The organism is Achromobacter aegrifaciens, from assembly GCF_902859965.1.
In the GTDB taxonomy this organism is placed as follows: Bacteria; Pseudomonadota; Gammaproteobacteria; order Burkholderiales; family Burkholderiaceae_B; genus Achromobacter; species Achromobacter aegrifaciens.
On sequence record NZ_CADIKO010000001.1, the window covers coordinates 165,694 to 181,474 of the forward strand.

15 protein-coding genes are annotated in these 15,781 nt (G+C 68.1%); 5 read left to right on the forward strand and 10 right to left on the reverse strand.

All coding sequences use genetic code 11. The features are described from left to right. Positions 1–25: 25 nt before the first annotated feature. From HV793_RS00845 to HV793_RS00860, 4 genes are all read left to right on the forward strand, one after another. On the forward strand, positions 26–2,227 hold the full coding sequence (locus HV793_RS00845; RefSeq protein ID WP_175180727.1) for a TonB-dependent receptor: 2,202 nt from the start codon (positions 26–28) through the stop codon (positions 2,225–2,227). A gap of 23 nt (positions 2,228–2,250) precedes the next feature. Further along, positions 2,251–3,780 carry a PepSY-associated TM helix domain-containing protein gene (locus HV793_RS00850; protein WP_175212490.1) on the forward strand — a complete coding sequence of 510 codons (1,530 nt, stop codon included), beginning with the start codon at positions 2,251–2,253 and terminating at the stop codon, positions 3,778–3,780. 65 nt (positions 3,781–3,845) lie between these two features. Continuing rightward, entirely contained in the window at positions 3,846–4,274 is a 429-nt protein-coding gene (gene arsC, locus HV793_RS00855) for an arsenate reductase (glutaredoxin) (protein ID WP_054451627.1), read from the forward strand. A 91-nt stretch (positions 4,275–4,365) separates the two neighbouring features. Continuing rightward, complete coding sequence (locus HV793_RS00860; protein ID WP_054451628.1) at positions 4,366–4,971, forward strand: phosphatase PAP2 family protein; 606 nt, start codon at positions 4,366–4,368, stop codon at positions 4,969–4,971. 13 nt (positions 4,972–4,984) lie between these two features. Here the strand turns inward: HV793_RS00860 and HV793_RS00865 are convergent, their stop codons facing one another. The 4 genes from HV793_RS00865 to ogt form a co-directional block, all read right to left on the reverse strand. After that, positions 4,985–5,965, reverse strand: a complete 981-nt coding sequence (locus HV793_RS00865) for a Bug family tripartite tricarboxylate transporter substrate binding protein (RefSeq protein ID WP_119451784.1) — start codon at positions 5,963–5,965, stop codon at positions 4,985–4,987. Positions 5,966–6,062: 97 nt separating this feature from the next. Further along, entirely contained in the window at positions 6,063–7,148 is a 1,086-nt protein-coding gene (locus HV793_RS00870) for a tartrate dehydrogenase (RefSeq protein ID WP_175212491.1), read from the reverse strand. 201 nt (positions 7,149–7,349) lie between these two features. Next, on the reverse strand, positions 7,350–8,315 hold the full coding sequence (locus HV793_RS00875) for a DUF3829 domain-containing protein (RefSeq protein ID WP_054451631.1): 966 nt from the start codon (positions 8,313–8,315) through the stop codon (positions 7,350–7,352). 73 nt (positions 8,316–8,388) lie between these two features. Then, positions 8,389–8,937, reverse strand: a complete 549-nt coding sequence (gene ogt / locus HV793_RS00880; RefSeq protein WP_082400780.1) for a methylated-DNA--[protein]-cysteine S-methyltransferase — start codon at positions 8,935–8,937, stop codon at positions 8,389–8,391. Positions 8,938–9,083: 146 nt separating this feature from the next. Here ogt and HV793_RS00885 point away from each other — a divergent pair, with 146 nt between their 5' ends. Further along, positions 9,084–10,529 (forward strand): AlkA N-terminal domain-containing protein, encoded by a 1,446-nt coding sequence (locus HV793_RS00885; protein WP_175212492.1) that lies wholly within the window; start codon positions 9,084–9,086, stop codon positions 10,527–10,529. A 13-nt stretch (positions 10,530–10,542) separates the two neighbouring features. Here HV793_RS00885 and HV793_RS00890 read toward each other — a convergent pair whose 3' ends face one another. The 6 genes from HV793_RS00890 to HV793_RS00915 form a co-directional block, all read right to left on the reverse strand. Further along, a complete protein-coding gene (locus tag HV793_RS00890; protein ID WP_054451633.1) occupies positions 10,543–11,448 on the reverse strand; it encodes a LysR family transcriptional regulator in 906 nt (301 codons plus the stop codon). 47 nt (positions 11,449–11,495) lie between these two features. Further along, a complete protein-coding gene (locus tag HV793_RS00895) occupies positions 11,496–11,978 on the reverse strand; it encodes a YajQ family cyclic di-GMP-binding protein (protein WP_054451634.1) in 483 nt (160 codons plus the stop codon). 79 nt (positions 11,979–12,057) lie between these two features. Continuing rightward, positions 12,058–12,846: a heme ABC transporter ATP-binding protein gene (locus tag HV793_RS00900; protein ID WP_119451781.1), complete on the reverse strand. Its 789-nt coding sequence runs from the start codon at positions 12,844–12,846 to the stop codon at positions 12,058–12,060. Further along, positions 12,843–13,787 (reverse strand): FecCD family ABC transporter permease, encoded by a 945-nt coding sequence (locus HV793_RS00905; protein ID WP_119451788.1) that lies wholly within the window; start codon positions 13,785–13,787, stop codon positions 12,843–12,845. Before HV793_RS00905 ends, HV793_RS00900 begins: the two co-directional genes overlap by 4 nt. Positions 13,788–13,824: 37 nt before the next feature. Continuing rightward, positions 13,825–14,658 (reverse strand): heme/hemin ABC transporter substrate-binding protein, encoded by an 834-nt coding sequence (locus HV793_RS00910; RefSeq protein WP_175164005.1) that lies wholly within the window; start codon positions 14,656–14,658, stop codon positions 13,825–13,827. 18 nt (positions 14,659–14,676) lie between these two features. Further along, on the reverse strand, positions 14,677–15,723 hold the full coding sequence (locus HV793_RS00915; protein WP_125471911.1) for a hemin-degrading factor: 1,047 nt from the start codon (positions 15,721–15,723) through the stop codon (positions 14,677–14,679). Positions 15,724–15,781 lie beyond the last annotated feature (58 nt).

Below are 15,781 nucleotides of genomic sequence, written 5' to 3' on the forward strand. Positions count from 1 at the left end.
GCGGGCCGGACCACCGGTTCCAGACATGAAGAAGACCACGACCTACACCCTGCTGCTGGGCGCGCTCGCCAGCGGCTCCGCCCAGGCCCTGACCACGGAACCCGCCGTGCCCACCCTGGCGCCCACCACCGTGCACGGCGCCGCCTCCGAAGAGCCCGCGCCCAACGGCCCCATCGACCTGAACGTGCGCGACAGCACGGGCAGCCGGCTGGGCCTGACCCTGCGTGAAACGCCAGCCAGCGTCACCGTGATCTCGCGCGAACAGATCGAGGCGCGCGGATCCTTGAACACGCAGGAGATCGCCCGCGGCATCCCCGGCGTGGACAACGCCTCGCCGCCAGGCAACGCGGGCGCGGTCAGCTACCGCGGATTCTCCGGCGGCCAGGTCTCGCAACTGTTTAACGGCATTTCCGTGCAGTACGACTCGATCGCGGCGCGGCCGGTGGATAGCTGGATCTACGACCGGGTCGAAGCGATCGGCGGTCCCTCCACCTTCCTGTTCGGCGCGGGCGCGGTCGGCGGCGCCATCAACTACGTCACCAAGCTGCCCGAACGCGACACCTTCTACGACGGCCAGCTGCGCGTGGGTTCGTTCGACAGCCGCCAACTGTCGGTGGGGCTGAACCAGCAACTGGCGGGCGAGCCCGGCGGCCGCGGCCACTATCTGCGCATCGATGCCAACACCGGCTCCAGCCACGGCTGGGTCGACGGCAACCATTCCCGCGCCAGCCAGGTGGCCGCCTCGCTACTGTCCGATCTGGGCGCCGACGTGACCCAGACCTTTGCCTTCGAGTACCAGCGCGAACAGGTGGACCGGCCCTACTGGGGCACGCCGCTGAAAACCGACGCCAACGGCGTGGTGCAAGGCACGGGCCGCATCCTGGATGGCACGCGCTTCAAGAACTACAACGTCAACGATGGCCTGTACGAGCAGTCGGTGCTGTGGGCGCGGTCCCTGACCGAATGGCGCGCCGGCTCCAATCTGACCTTCAAGAACACGCTCTACTACTATCGCGCCGAGCGCGATTACCGCAATCTGGAGAACTACCGCCTGAACGCGGGCAACAGCCTGGTGCTGCGTTCCGGAGCGCTGTTGCAACGGCACGAACAAAGCTTGATAGGCAACCGCGTCGAGGGCCTGTACCGCTCCACCCTGGCCGGCCTGCCCAGCGACTGGTCCTTCGGCGTGGACGTCAGCCAGAACAAGATCACGCGCTATCCGACCAGCCTGCCCGGCCAGGTCGACGCAGTGGATCCCTACGACTTTTCGGCCGGCGATTTCTACGACATCCCCGGCATGAAGCGCGGCCACGTCGCCGACCGCGACAACCGCATCCGCACGCTGGCGCTGACGATGGAGAACCGCACCACGGTGCTGCCGGGCGTGGCCATCGTGTCGGCATTGCGCAAGGACTTCATCGACATGGACCTGACCAATCGCCGCGCCGTCACCGCCGCCTCGCCCGCCAGCGCGCAGCGCAGCTACTCGCCGCTGACCGGACGGCTGGGCGTGAACTGGGAGCTGAGTCCGGAGGCCTCGCTGTACGCGCAGTACGCCACCGCGGCCGATCCTCCCTCGGGCATCCTGGCCACCGCCTCGTTCGCCGACGTGCTGAACAATGACAAGCTCACCACCGGCAGGCAGGCCGAGGTGGGCGGCAAGTTCAACTTCTGGGACGGCCGCGGTTCAGCCACCGTGGCGCTCTACGAGATCAAGCGCAAGAACATGGCGACCTCGGACCCTAACAATCCCGGCGTCAGCGTGCCCGTGGGCGCGCAATCGGCGCGCGGCATCGAGCTGGCCGGCGGCCTGCAGCTGACCTCCCAGCTATCCCTGCAGGGCAATGTCGCCTTCGTCGATCCCAAGTACGACGACTTCTCGCAGTCCGTGGGCGGCGTGGCGGTCTCGCGCAACGGCAACGTGCCCACCAACACTCCGCGCCGCCTGGCCAACGTCTGGCTGGACTATGCCTTCCTGCCCGACTGGACCGCCAGCATGGCCGCGCGCTACGTGGGCCGCATGTACGCGGACGCCGCCAACAGCGTCTGGACGCCGTCCTACACCGTGTTCGACGCGGCGCTGTCGCACCGGATCAACCGCAACCTCAGCGTGACGGCGCGCGTGCGCAACCTGACCGACAAGGTCTATGCCGCGAACGCAACGCCGACCATGTACTACCTGGGCGCGCCCCGCTCGTTCGAGCTCACCTTGCAGGCCCGCTTCTGAGCGGCGCGCCAGGACAGACCGCCATGAACACGACGCTACCCTCCTCCGCCCGCCATCGCGCCGGGCCGCCGCTGTCGGCGCGCGCCAAGCGCTGGCTGTACCTGATCCATCGCTGGGCGGGCATCGTGCTGTGCCTGTTCTTCGCCATGTGGTTCATCTCCGGCGTGGTGATGATGTACGTGGGCTATCCCAAGCTCACGCCGCAGGAACGCCTGACGCACTTGCCCGCGCTGGATTCCGGGGCGATCAGTGTCACACCCGCGCAGGCGCTGGCGGCGGCGGGCGCCAAGGACGCCGCCGGCATGGCGCTGGCCGCCGCCCGCGGCGGCGCGCCGGTCTACGTGATTCCCGGCGAGGCGCGCCGCGCGCCCAGGATGGTGGACGCCGCCAGCGGCGCTCTGTTGCCCCCGGCCGATGCCGCGACCGCGCTGGCCACGGCCCGTGCCTGGTCGGCAGGCCAGTATGCCGCCCGCTACCTGGGTACCGTGGACGAAGACGCCTACACCCATTCACGCGCGCTCGGCCCCGACCGGCCGCTGCACCGGGTGGACCTGGACGATCCCGCGCATACGCGGCTCTACATCTCGTCCGCCACGGGCATGGTGGTGCTGGACGCCACCCGCGCCGAACGCGTCTGGAACTACGCGGGCGCCTGGATCCACTGGCTGTATCCGTTCCGCGGCAATGCGCTGGACGGTTGGTGGCACGACATCGTGGTGTGGCTGTCGGTCGCAGGCGTGCTGCTGGCCGTGACGGGCACGGTGGTCGGCATCCTGCGCTGGCGCTTTTCGCGGCCCTATGCCAGCGGCAGCCGTTCGCCCTACCGCGAAAACATGATGCGCTGGCACCACCTGAGCGGCCTGCTGTTCGCGGCCATCACCATCACCTGGATCTTCAGCGGACTGATGTCGATGAATCCGTGGAAGCTGTTCAGCAGCGGAGCGCCGCCCTTGGCCCAGGGAGCCTATGCCGGCGCGCCGGGGAACACGCTGGCCACGCCCGGGGAACTGATCGCAGCCCTGCCCGCCGCCCCGCGCGAATTGCGCTGGGCCCGCGCCGACGGCCAGGACGTGGTGCTGGCGCGCAGCGCCGCAGGCGCCCCGCTGGTGCTGTCGGCCGGCAACGCGCAGCCCTACACGTTCGACCCGGCGGCCCTGCGCGCCGCCGCCGCCCGGCTGGTCCCCGGCGCCCGGCTCGCCAGCGCCGAAACGCTGCAGGCCTACGACTTCTATTACTACGCCCGCGACGAGCACGCGATGCTTGGCCATGTCGAGAAGCCGCTACCCGTATGGCGGCTGACCTATGACGATCCGCAGGCGACCTGGGTCTATCTGGACCCGCGCACGGGACAGATCGTGAGCCGGCAGGACAGCGGTTCGCGCACCAGCCGCTGGCTGTTTGCCTTTCTGCATAGCTGGGACTGGACCGGCCTCTTGTCGCGCCGTCCGCTGTGGGACGCCCTCCTGGTGTTCCTGAGCCTGGGCGGCGCGGCGCTCAGCCTGACCGGCGCGGTGATAGGCTGGCGGCGGCTGGGCAAGAAGCTGCGGGCCTGAAGCGCCGGCGCGAATGCACTATGCTCACAGCCTTGCATGACGATCTACCGGAAAGAGGAGCTTCCATGTCCGACGTAACCATCTATCACAACCCCAAGTGCGGCACCTCGCGCAACACCCTGGCCATGATCCGCAACGCCGGCATCGAACCGGAGGTCGTGCTTTACCTGGAAACGCCGCCCTCGCGCGCCACCTTGAAGGCACTCTTCAAGAAGGCCGGCGTCAGCGTGCGCGAGGCCCTGCGCGAGAAAGGCACGCCTTACCTGGAACTGGGCCTGGACGACGCTTCCCTCTCGGACGACGCGCTGCTGGACGCGATCGAGCAGCACCCCATCCTGCTGAACCGCCCCTTTGTCGCTACGCCGCTGGGCGCGCGCCTGTGCCGCCCGTCGGAACTGGTGCTGGACATCCTGCCCGCCCCGCAGCAAGGCGCCTTCGCCAAGGAAGACGGCGAAGCCGTGATCGACGCGCAGGGCAAACGCATCCAGAAGTAAAAGGACGCAGTCCGCGGCCTTTTGTAAGCGGACTGACGGCTGGGATCATTACCATCGCGGCAATCGTTTCATTACGCCGCGATGACAAGTCATGAATTCCCTTGAAAGCCTCAACCAGTCCCTTTTTCTCTCGATCAACGCCGACCCGGCCACTCCGGTTTGGCAGATCCACGCCGCCATGCTGGTGGCGAACCGGCTGATCCTGCTGGTGCCGGTCGTGTTGGCCGCCCTGTGGCTGTGGGGCGGCCGGCCGCAGCGCGAGGTCGCGCTGAAGGCGCTGGCCAGCATCGCCGTGGCGCTGTTCGCAAGCTACCTGTGCGGCGCGCTGTGGCCGCATGCGCGGCCCTTCGTCATCGGCCTGGGACACGCCTTCTTCCCGCACAAGGCGACGTCGTCGTTTCCCAGCAACCACACCATCATCATCGCCACGCTGGCGTTCGCGCTGATCTATGACCGGCGCTGGGCCGGCTGGGGCTGGCTGGCGCTGGCCGCGGCCGTGCTGGTGGGCGCTTCCCGCGTCTACCTGGGCGTGCATTTCCCGCTGGACATCCTGGGCGGACTCCTGCTGGCGCCGGTGGCCGCCGCGCTGACCGCAATGGCGTGGCGCCGCTGCGGCGAACCGCTAACGGGCCTCACGCAGGGGCTGTACCGCAAGGTCCTGGCCCTGCCGATCGCGCGCGGCTGGATCCGCGCCTGAACGAACGCCGCGCTCAGTTGATCGCGACCTTGGCGTCCTTGACCAGCTTGGCGTAGTTCTCGGTATCCGTGCCGATGCGCGCCTTCATCTCGGCTGGCGTATCGCCGATAGGCACAGCGCCGATCTCGGCCATCCGCCGCGAGAAGTCGGGCGAACGGATGATCTTGACCATCTCGGCATTCAGGCGCCCGACCACGTCCGCAGGCGTGGCCGCCGGCGCCAGCACGCCAAACCAGGTCCCCATGTTGAAGGGCTTCAGACCGGCCTCCTCCATGGTCGGCACATCCGGCAACGCGGCCGAACGCTGATTGGTGGTGACAGCCAGCGCGCGCAGCTTGCCACTCTGGATGTGTGCCAGCACCGGCGTCACCGTGTCGAAGGACATGTCGATCTGGCCGCCCAGCAGGTCGGTGGTGAGCGGCCCGCTGCCCTTGTAGGGCACGTGCAGCAACTGCACATGCCCTTCCTTTTCGAACTGCGCGCCAATCAGGTGTTGCCCCGTGCCCATGCCGTTCGAGCCATAGGTCAGCTTGCCCGGCTGGCCTTGCGCCAGTTTCAGCAAGGACTTCACGTCCTGCGCCGGCAGCTTGGGATTGACCACCAGCACGTTGGGCACCAAGGCCACCGTGGTCACCGGCGCGAAATCCTTCTGGAAGTCGTAATGCAGGCTCTTGTAGACGCTGGTTGCGATGGTGTGGTGCACGGCGCCCATCAGCAGCGTGTAGCCGTCGGGCGCGGCCTTGGCCACGTAGTCCGCGCCCAGGGTCGAGCCCGCGCCTGGCTTGTTCTCCACCACCACCGGCTGGCCCAGGCTCTTGGCCAGCTCCTGGCCCAGCGCGCGCGCCAGCACGTCGGTGGTGCCGCCGGCCGGAAACGGCACGACCAGGTTCACGGGCCGGGCCGGATAGCCCTGCGCCTGCGCGCCGCCGGCGAAGGACAGGCCCGCCAGGCAGGCCAGCGCCAGGATGCGCGCAGGGTTCGTTCTCTTGTGCATGCTTGTCTCCTCGGTACGAATGGAATTCGCTTGTTCTCGTGGATCCCGCAGCGGGCCTGAGGTCTTGCGCCCCGATCCCGCTTCGGGTTTGCTTCGCCTATGCGGCCTTGGCCCTGTCCGCAGCCGCCAGCTTCGCGCACACGGCCGCCGTGACTTGCTCCGTGGTGGCGGTTCCGCCCAGGTCGCCCGTGTGCAGAGAAGGATCGGCAGTCACGCTTTCGATCGCCTGCATCAGCCGCGCGGCGGCCTGCGTTTCGCCCAGGTGCTCCAGCAGCATGACCACGGACCAGAAGGTGCCGACCGGGTTCGCCAGGCCCTTGCCCATGATGTCGAAAGCCGATCCGTGGATGGGTTCGAACATGGAGGGATAGCGGCGTTCCGGGTCGATGTTGCCGGTGGGCGCGATACCCAGGCTGCCGGCCAGCGCCGCCGCCAGGTCGCTCAGGATGTCGGCGTGCAGGTTGGTGGCGACGATGGTGTCCAGCGAGGCGGGGCGGTTCACCATGCGGGCGGTGGCCGCGTCGACCAGTTCCTTGTCCCAGGTCACGTCCGGAAACTCGGGGCTCACCTCCATGGCGATCTCATCCCACATGACCATGGCGTGGCGCTGCGCATTGGACTTGGTGACTACCGTCAGCAACTTGCGCGGACGGGATTGCGCCAGCTTGAAGGCGAAGCGCAGAATGCGTTCGACGCCCGCGCGGGTCATGATGGACACGTCGGTCGCGGCTTCCAGCGGATGGCCCTGGTGGACCCGGCCGCCCACGCCGGAGTATTCGCCTTCGGAGTTCTCGCGCACGATGACCCAATCCAGCTGTCCCGGCGCGCAGCGCTTGAGCGGCGCGTCGATGCCGGGCAGGATGCGCGTCGGACGCACGTTGGCGTACTGGTCGAAGCCCTGGCAGATCTTCAGCCGCAATCCCCACAGGGTGATGTGGTCGGGAATGTGCGGATCACCGGCAGAACCGAACAGGATGGCGTCCTTGCCGCGCAGCGCATCCAGGCCGTCGGCCGGCATCATCACGCCGTGCTTGCGGTAGTAGTCGCCGCCCCAGTCGAAATCCTCGAACTCGAAACTCAGGCCGCCGTCCCGGGCCAGTTCCTGCATGATGCGCTGTCCGGCGGGTATTACTTCCTTGCCGATGCCGTCGCCGGGGATGGTTGCGATGCGATAGGTCTTCATGTGCCGACTGGGCTCCTTGCTGGTGAGATGCTGTCGGCACTGTACTGAGGCCCGCGGCCTGCGGGCGCCGTGGAATTCACAACATCTTTTACCTGGAGTTGAAGGTGGCAAACGGAGAAAGCGGACGCACATGAAAAAACAGCGCCCGCATGGGGCGCTGTGTCAGGTTGCGGCCATGAACCAGCCGCGGGCGCGCTGCGATCAGCAGCGGCCGATGTTCAGGTCGGAGATCAGGTTGTTGAAGTTCTGGCGCAGGCTGTTGGCGTCGTCTTCGATGGTGGGACGCATCATCTTGAACGCGCCGGTGCGCGCGGCGTCTTCCTTGTAGCGGCCATTGTTGGTGTGTTCCAGGATCTTGCGGCCGGAGGCCAGGAAGCCGTTGACGTTCATCATCATGCCGGAGCAGCCCTTGGCGTCGGCTTCACGCGTCTTCTTGTCGAAGCCCAGCGCCATTTCGTTCATCTTGTCCAGCTCCTGCTTGAACGCGTCCTGGTCGGCGCCCAGGCCCTTGCCCTCAAACACGCCCGAGGCCTTGTCCATTGTGGCCTTGCCGTAATAGACCATGCCGGCGCGGTAGTAGGCGACCGTGTCCTTCTTGGCTTTCTCGAAGGCTTCTTTGGTGTTGGCCGTGTCCTTGATGGAGATGCCGCGGTAAAAGCCGTTCTCCGCCTTCACGACTTCGGTCAGCGCCGCGACATAGGCCGGACTCTTCTCGCGCGCCAGCGCGCCGTTGTCGGACAGGAAGGTCTTGGCTGCGGCATAGTTCTGCAGTTCGTGGCTCAGCGGCGCCAGCTTGCCCAACGCATCCGAGAATTCCTTGGCCGGCCCGTCGATCTCGGCGATGGGCGTCGTCATCGCCAGCGCGCGGTCGAGCTTCTCCTTGGTGCGCTGGATCGTCGAATCATTGCTGATGACAAAATCCTTGAGCGGCTTGCCTTCCTTCAGCGCCGGGACGGCATAGGCCTCGTAGCGTTCCAGCGCCTGCTCGAAAGTCGTGGAAATGCTGTTGGCGGTGTCGACGTACTGGTTGTACTTGGTGATCTCGGCCTGGGCGGTGGCCGCCTCGGGCGCTTTCGCTTCCTTCTTGGCGCTATCGTCGCCGCACGCGGCGAGCGCCAGCGTGACGGCCAGAACTGCGGACATGCGCAAGGGGCGCGGCATAAACATCTTTGTTTCCTGTTGCGGGTTGCTCTGAAGGGGACGCATGATATGCCCATCAGATGCTTAACAAGCTACAAATCTATTCAACCCTGTCACAAGAATTTTCAAGCCATCTCTGCTCGTGATCCAGCAGCCAGCGCTTGCGGTGCAGTCCGCCGCCGTAACCGGTCAGGGCGGCGTCAGCGCCCACGATGCGGTGGCAAGGCACGACGATGCCTATGGGATTCGCCCCATTGGCCGCGCCCACCGCTCGCACGGCTGCGGGACGCGCGATGCGATGCGCCAGCGCGCCATAGCTGATCGACTGGCCGCCCGACACTTCGCGCAACGCCCGCCACACTTCCCGCTGGAAGTCCGTGCCGCCCGTGGCCACATCCAGCGCGTCGATGGCGCGCACGTCGCCGTCGAAGTAATCCAGCAGCGCGCGCCGCGCGGGCGAGGCCTGGGCCGCATCGCGCAGCGCCACGTTCTGATGGCGGTACTGCCTGCGCAGCAACAGATGCATGCGCGCTTCGTAGTCCTCCCAGTCGACCGCCCGCAGGCGCCGCTGCTCGTCGCTCAGGACCAGCATCAGGCCGATGGGCGTGGGTACGCGTTCAAGCAGAAATGTCTGGGTACGGGCTGGCATGGGATGGCCTCCTGCGATGATCGACGCAAACAATATAGGCGGGGGAGCGAGCCATGCGCTGGCGGTTTTCGGACAGGAATGCCGCATCCACAACACTGTCCGAAAACCGCTAGATCCGACGCCCGCCGCGGCGTTAGCATGATTCCATGGACCTGAACCACGACGCCTGCTACAGCGCCATCCAAGTGCGCGACTCCCGTTACGACGGCCGCTTCTTCACGGCAGTGAAGACCACGCGCATCTATTGCCGCCCGGTCTGCCCCGCGCGCACGCCATTGTCGAAGAACGTCACGTTCTACGCCACCGCGGCGGCGGCGCAGGAAGCCGGCTATCACCCCTGCCTGCGCTGCCGACCCGAGACCGCGCCGGAAGTCGGACCCGGGCATGAACTGCCCGACAGCGTGGCGCGCGCGCTGCAACTGATCGAACTGGGCGCGCTGGACGAGGACGGAGTGGACGCGCTGGCGCAGCGCCTGGGCGTGGGCGAACGCCAGTTGCGGCGCCAGTTCCGCCAGCACCTGGGCGCCTCGCCCGTGGCCGTGGCCCAGACGCGGCGCGTGCTGCTGGCCAAGCAGCTGATCCACGAAACCCGGCTGCCGATGGCGGAGATCGCTTTCGCGTCGGGCTTTGGCAGCATCCGCCGCTTCAACGAGATCTTCCATGACCTGTTCGCGCGCGCCCCGGGCGAACTGCGGCGCTCCGGCAAGCCGGAAGTTTCCGCGGCGCAGGAGGGCGAGATCAAGTTGCTGCTGCGCTACCGCCCGCCCTACGACTGGGACGCCATGCTGGCTTTCCTGCGGCTGCGCGCGATTCCCGGCATCGAACACGTCACGGACGACAGCTATGCGCGCACTGTCCTGCTGGACGGCTGCCAGGGCACGGTGACGGTGCGCCCGGGCCGCGGCGATGCGCTCGAGGCCACGGTGCGCTTTCCCCGGCTGCAAGCGCTGCCGGCCATCATCGCGCGCCTGCGCCGCGTCTTCGATCTGGCCAGCGATCCGGTCGCCATCGCCGCGCAGTTCGCCAGCGATCCCGTCATGACCGAACTGATCCGCGCGCGGCCCGGCCTGCGCGTGCCTGGCGCCTGGGACGGCTTCGAGCTGGCCATGCGCGCCGTGCTCGGGCAGCAGATCACGGTGGCTGCGGCCATACGCCTGGCCGGCAAGCTGGTGGCCGCGCACGGCGCCGCCATGACCCGTCCCGAAGGCGCGCTGACGCATGTGTTCCCCTTGCCTGAAGCCGTGGCGGCGGCCGAGCTTGCGTCGCTGGGCATGCCGCGCAGCCGCGCGGCCACCTTGTCGGCGGTCGCCGCGGCGGCAGTGGCGGACAAGCATCTGTTCGATGCCGCCGGCGGCCTGGAAGACGCAGTGCGCCGGCTGCGCACGATACGCGGCGTGGGCGAATGGACGGCGCAATACATCGCGCTGCGCCAGTTGCGCGAGCCGGACGCGTTTCCGTCCGCCGACATCGGCCTGATCCGCGGACTCGAAAGACTGGAAGCGCGGACCTATACCCCGGCGCAATTGCTGGCCCGCGCCGAAACCTGGCGGCCTTGGCGCGCATACGCGGCGCAGCACCTGTGGACGGCCTGAGCGCGGCCCGGGTTCACCACTGGTCTTCCGCGCCCTTGCGGAAATACGCCACCAGGAAGTCCACGAACACGCGCACCTTGGCCGACAGGTGGTGCCGTTCCGGAAAGACAGCGTAGATGTCGGCTTGCGGCAAGGCGTAGTCTTCCAGCACCTGCACCAGCCTGCCGCTGCGCAGATAGCGCGCCAGATCCCATTCGGCGCGCTGCAGGATGCCCAGGCCGGCCAGGCCCCAGGTCAGCGTCACTTCCCCGTCATTGCTGCTGAGGTTGCCGCGCACCTTCACGGTCTCGCTGCGGCGTCCCTTGGTGAAACGCCACAGGCCGTACGCGGCTTCATTCTGCCGCAGCACGATGCACTGGTGCCGCGCCAGGTCGTGCGGCGTGGCAGGCACTCCGTGGGCCTTCAGGTAGCCCGGCGACGCGCAGACCAGGCGCCGGTTAGGCGCGATCTTGCGGGCGATGAGGCGGGTGTCGGGCAGGTCGCCGAAGCGCACGGCCACATCGACGGCGTCCTGCACGAAGTCGGCCGGGCTGTCGGTCAGCTGCAATTGCAGCGACACCTCGGGATATTTCCGAGCGAACTCCGCAATCGCGGGCGCGATGTAGCTGCGGCCGAAACCCAGCGGCGCGTTGATCTTGAGCAGGCCGCGCGGACTGTCCTGGCGGCTGGCGATCAACTGGTCCAGGTCTTCGATCTCGCCCAGGATGCGGCGGGCGTTCTCCAGGTAGACCTCGCCTTCCGCGGTCAGGCTCAGGCGTCGCGTGCTGCGATTGACCAGCCGCACGCCCAGCCGCGCCTCGATCTGGGCCAGCCGCTTGCTGACCGCGGCCGGCGTGACGCCCAGCTCGCGGGCGGCGGCGGACATGCCGCCGGCGCGCACCAGTTCGACGACCAGCTGCAACTCGTTGGAATGTCCCATGGCCCCTCCAGGTCCGCAGGGTGCGCGGCACCCTGGCGCGGGGCGGATCAGTCGCGGAAGTTTTCGAACTGCAGCGGCAGGTCGACGTCGGTCTTCTTCAGCAGCGCGATGGCGGTCTGCAGGTCGTCGCGCTTCTTGCCGCTGATGCGCAGCTTGTCGCCGTTGATCTGCGATTCCACCTTGAGCTTGGCGTTCTTGATGGCGGCGATGAGCTTCTTGGCCACCGGCTGCTCGATGCCTTGCTTGATGGTGACCTTCTGGCGGGCGCCACCCAGGTTTTCAAGGGGATCGGCCACGTCCAGGCAGCGCACGTCGATGCCGCGGGCCGACAGGCGGCCGCGCAGGATGTCCAGCATCTGCTTGAGCTGGAAGGCGCTGGAAGCGACCTGGGTCACGACAAATTCGTCGAGCTCGAACTTGGCGTCGGTGCCCTTGAAATCGAAGCGGGTGGCCAGTTCGCGGTTGGCTTGATCGACAGCGTTGGAGAGTTCGTGTTTGTCGACTTCGGAGACGACGTCAAAAGTAGGCATGACACGGGGTCCTGTTGGGTAAATGTTGAAAAAGGCGAATACCAGCGTAACGCCTATTTTACCGGCCCCACAGCCCGAGTCACGCCATCAGCACCAGCAGGCGGCCGGCCTGCAGGGGATGCGCGATCACCTGCGCGTCGATACCGTAGGCCAGATACAGATTGGCCGGCGTCAGGACCTCTGCCGGCGTCCCCTGGGCGATGCCGCGTCCGCCGCTGAGCAGCAGCAGGCGGTCGCACCAGCGGGCGGCCAGATTCATGTCGTGCAGGATCACCAGTACACCCGTATTGCCGGCATGGGCCAGCTCCCAGGAGCGCCGCAGCAGGTCGCCCTGGTGCTTGGGATCCAGGCTGGCGGTGGGTTCGTCCAGCAAGAGGTAGCGCGGCTCGTCGCGTTCGCGCGCGGCATGGCATTGAACCAGTACGCGGGCGAACTGGACGCGCTGCTGTTCGCCGCCGGACAGCTCGGGATAGCGCCGCCCGGCAAGATGCGCGGCGTCGGCCTCGCCCAGCGTTTGCGTCACCAGCGCGTCCACCACGGATGGCGCCAACTCCGGGAACGGATAGGCGCCCATGGCGACCACCTCGCGCACGCTCAGGTCGAAGGTCAGCCCCGGCTTTTGCGGCAGCACGGCGCGGCGGCGCGCCTGCTGCCGGTGCGGCATGGCGGCAAGCGAGGTTTCGCCCAGACTCAGCTGGCCCGCATCGGCAGGCAATTCCGCTGACAACACGCCCAGCAAGGTGGATTTGCCGGCGCCGTTGGCCCCCAGCAGGCCCACGACTTCTCCCGGACGAATGTCCAGCGATACATCGGTGAGAATGCGCGCTGCGCCGCGATTCACCGTCACGTTTTGCGCGGTTAGCGTCATCCTATCCTCCGTCCGCGCGCCAGCAGCCACAGAAAGAACGGCCCGCCCACCAGGCCCGTCACCAGGCCGATAGGCAGCTCCGCCGGCACCACCACGGTACGCGCCAGCCAATCCGCGAGGATCAGCGCCAGGCCGCCGGCCAGGATGGTCGCAGGCAGCAGCCAGCGGTGATTGGCGCCCAGCGTCATGCGCACCAGGTGCGGCACCACCAGGCCGACGAAGACAATGGTGCCCGTGGCGGCGACCAGGGGCCCGACGATGAGCGCGCTGGCCAGCACCAGCCTGGCCCGCACGCGCTTGAGCGTGTAGCCCAGATGCTGGGCCTCGCGCTCGCCCAGCAGCAGCGCGTTCATGACGCGCCACTGGCTCATCAGCCACAGGCTCACCAGCAGCACCCAGGGTCCCAGGAAGGCCAGCACCTTCCAGTTCGCGCCGCCCAGGCTGCCCATGTTCCAGAACGTCAGGTCGCGCAGCTGCGCGTCGGTGGCGACGAAGGTGAACAGGCCGATCAGGCTGAACGCCATGGCCGTGATGGCCACGCCTGCCAGCAACAGGCCCGCCACGCCCGGCACGCGCCGGCCCACCGCGTAGGCGCAAAGCGTGGCCAGCAGGCTGCCGGCGAAGGCGGCAGGCGCGGTGATCCAGAAGCCGCCGGACGTCAGCACGATGGCGGCCACCGCCCCCAGCGCGCCGCCCGCCGAGATGCCGATCAGGCCGGGTTCGGCCAGCGGATTGCGGAACAGCGCCTGCATGGCCGCGCCGGACACCGCCAGGCCCGCGCCCGCCACCAGCGCGAACAGCACGCGCGGCAAGCGGATGTCGATCAGCACATTGCGCCACAGGGCAGTCTCCGGCGTGGGCGCGCCCCACAGCAGGGACGGCAGCTCGCGCAAGGGGATCGCCACCGCGCCGTTGGCGGTGGCGGCCACCACGGCCAGCATCAGGGCCGCTGCCAGCAGGCCCAACGCCAGCGGCGCGCTAACGCGCCATGACATGCGCAACCTCCTGCTTGAGCTGGGTCAGCGCCAGCGGCAGGCGCGGTCCCATGCCCAGGATGAGCAGGTCGTCCATCACGACGACGCGCCGCTTCGCCGCCGCCTGGGTGGATGCGATGCCAGGCATGCGCAGGAAGGCGTCCATGCCGCCGCCGGCGTCCAGCGATGCCTGCGTCACGATGATCAGGTCGGGCGCCAGCGCCCCCATGGCCTCGGCCGACAAGGGCTTGTAGCCATGCTGGTCTTGCAGCACGTTCACCAGCCCCGCCAGGTGCATGACTTCGTTGGCGGCGGTGTCGCGGCCGGCGCCTTGCGGCGAGCCTGTGCGATTGATCAGCAGCAGCGCCCGCGCGCGCGTCGCGGGTACCGCCTCGGCGCGCGCGAGCTCGCGCGTGACGTCTTCCACCATGCGTTCGCCCGCCGGCGCCACGCCCAGCGCATCGGCAATGCTGCGGATGCGCGACTTGAGCGAATCCACCGACGGCGCGTCCGACACGGTGACGACGCGCACGCCGACATCCGCCAGGCGCTTGAGCGCGTCCGGCGGTCCGGCCTGCTCGGAAGCCAGCACCAGATCGGGCTTGAGCGACAAGACGCCTTCCACCGGTACCGAACGGTAGTAGCCGACGCGCGGCAGCTTGGTCGCGGCCTCGGGATAGAGGCTGGAGAGATCGTCTCCCACCAGCTTGTCGCCCTGCCCCAGCTGATACACGATCTCGGTCACGGTGCCGCCCAGGGTCACCACCCGGGCGGGCGGCGCCGCGTACGCGCCGAGCGCGATTGCCCAGCCCGCCGCCATTGCCAACCATTTTTTCATCGCTACGTCCTTATGGGCTCAGGCGGCCAGCGGCACGCTGCACAGGCTGATCATCAGTTCGCGCCATTGCGCCAGCTCCGGCTTGCCGGGCTTGCGCTCGCCGAAGAACTGCGCGATCAGGTCGCCGGTGGCGGAATACAGCTCCAGCGAGGTGACCCAGCCGTCCGTGGTCGGCTTGTTCACCACCCAGGCGGACGCGATGGCGGTGGTGTCCAGGTGCAGGTTGAACTTGGGGTCCAGCACGTTGTACCAGGGGCCGGTGCGGCGCAATTGCTGCACCGGGCCGGTATGGATCTGGATCATGCCGCGGTTGCCCACGAAGCACATGATGGACAGCCCGGACTGCGCCGCGGATTCCAGCATGCGTTCGACGGCATCGGCCGGCACCTGCTGCGCCAGGTCCTCGCCCGCGGCCGCCAGGGCGGCCAGGCGCGACACCTTGAACTTGCGCAGCAAGGGGAAGAATTCGTGCGTGTCCTGCATGCCCAGCCAGGCCTCGCGCCATTGCGCGCCGTCCTCGACCCGGTCGGCGTCGGCGGCGGGCGCATAGGGCTGGGTCTCGGGCCATTGCGCCTCGCCCGCGAACTTGGCGACCAGGGCATCGTAGGCGGAGGCATCGGTGGCGTCGGTGCGGTAGACCTTGTGCACCGCCACGCCCGCGCCGTCGAAGAACTGCAGGCTGTGGCGGCCGTCCTGCTCGACCGCCCAGGCCGACTTCCAGGCCGTGAAGAAAACACGCAGGTCGATGTCCGGCCCCAGCACCAGGCCTACCGGACCGTCGGCCTGGATGTCCTCATACACGCCGTGACGCTCGTGCACACACCAGTCGTTGCGCGTCAGCGCCATGACCGGGCCCAGCGTGCCCAGTTCGCGGAAGATCTCCTGGGGCGTGCCGTGCAGGGCGGTGGCCTTCAGGCCGCTGCATTCGGCCGCGACCCACTCGGCTTCGGACACTCCCAGCGATTGCGCCAGGTTGCGGGCGCGCAGCTTGGGTTGCGAGGCGGCCAGGGCCTCGTTGCGAGCGCGCAGTTCCTGGGCGCGGGACATGAAATCGGTGTTGCTCATCGTGGGCCCTCCGGCCGTTGCTAAGGTTTGCGTAGACCGCCGCCGTCCCGGCATTGCC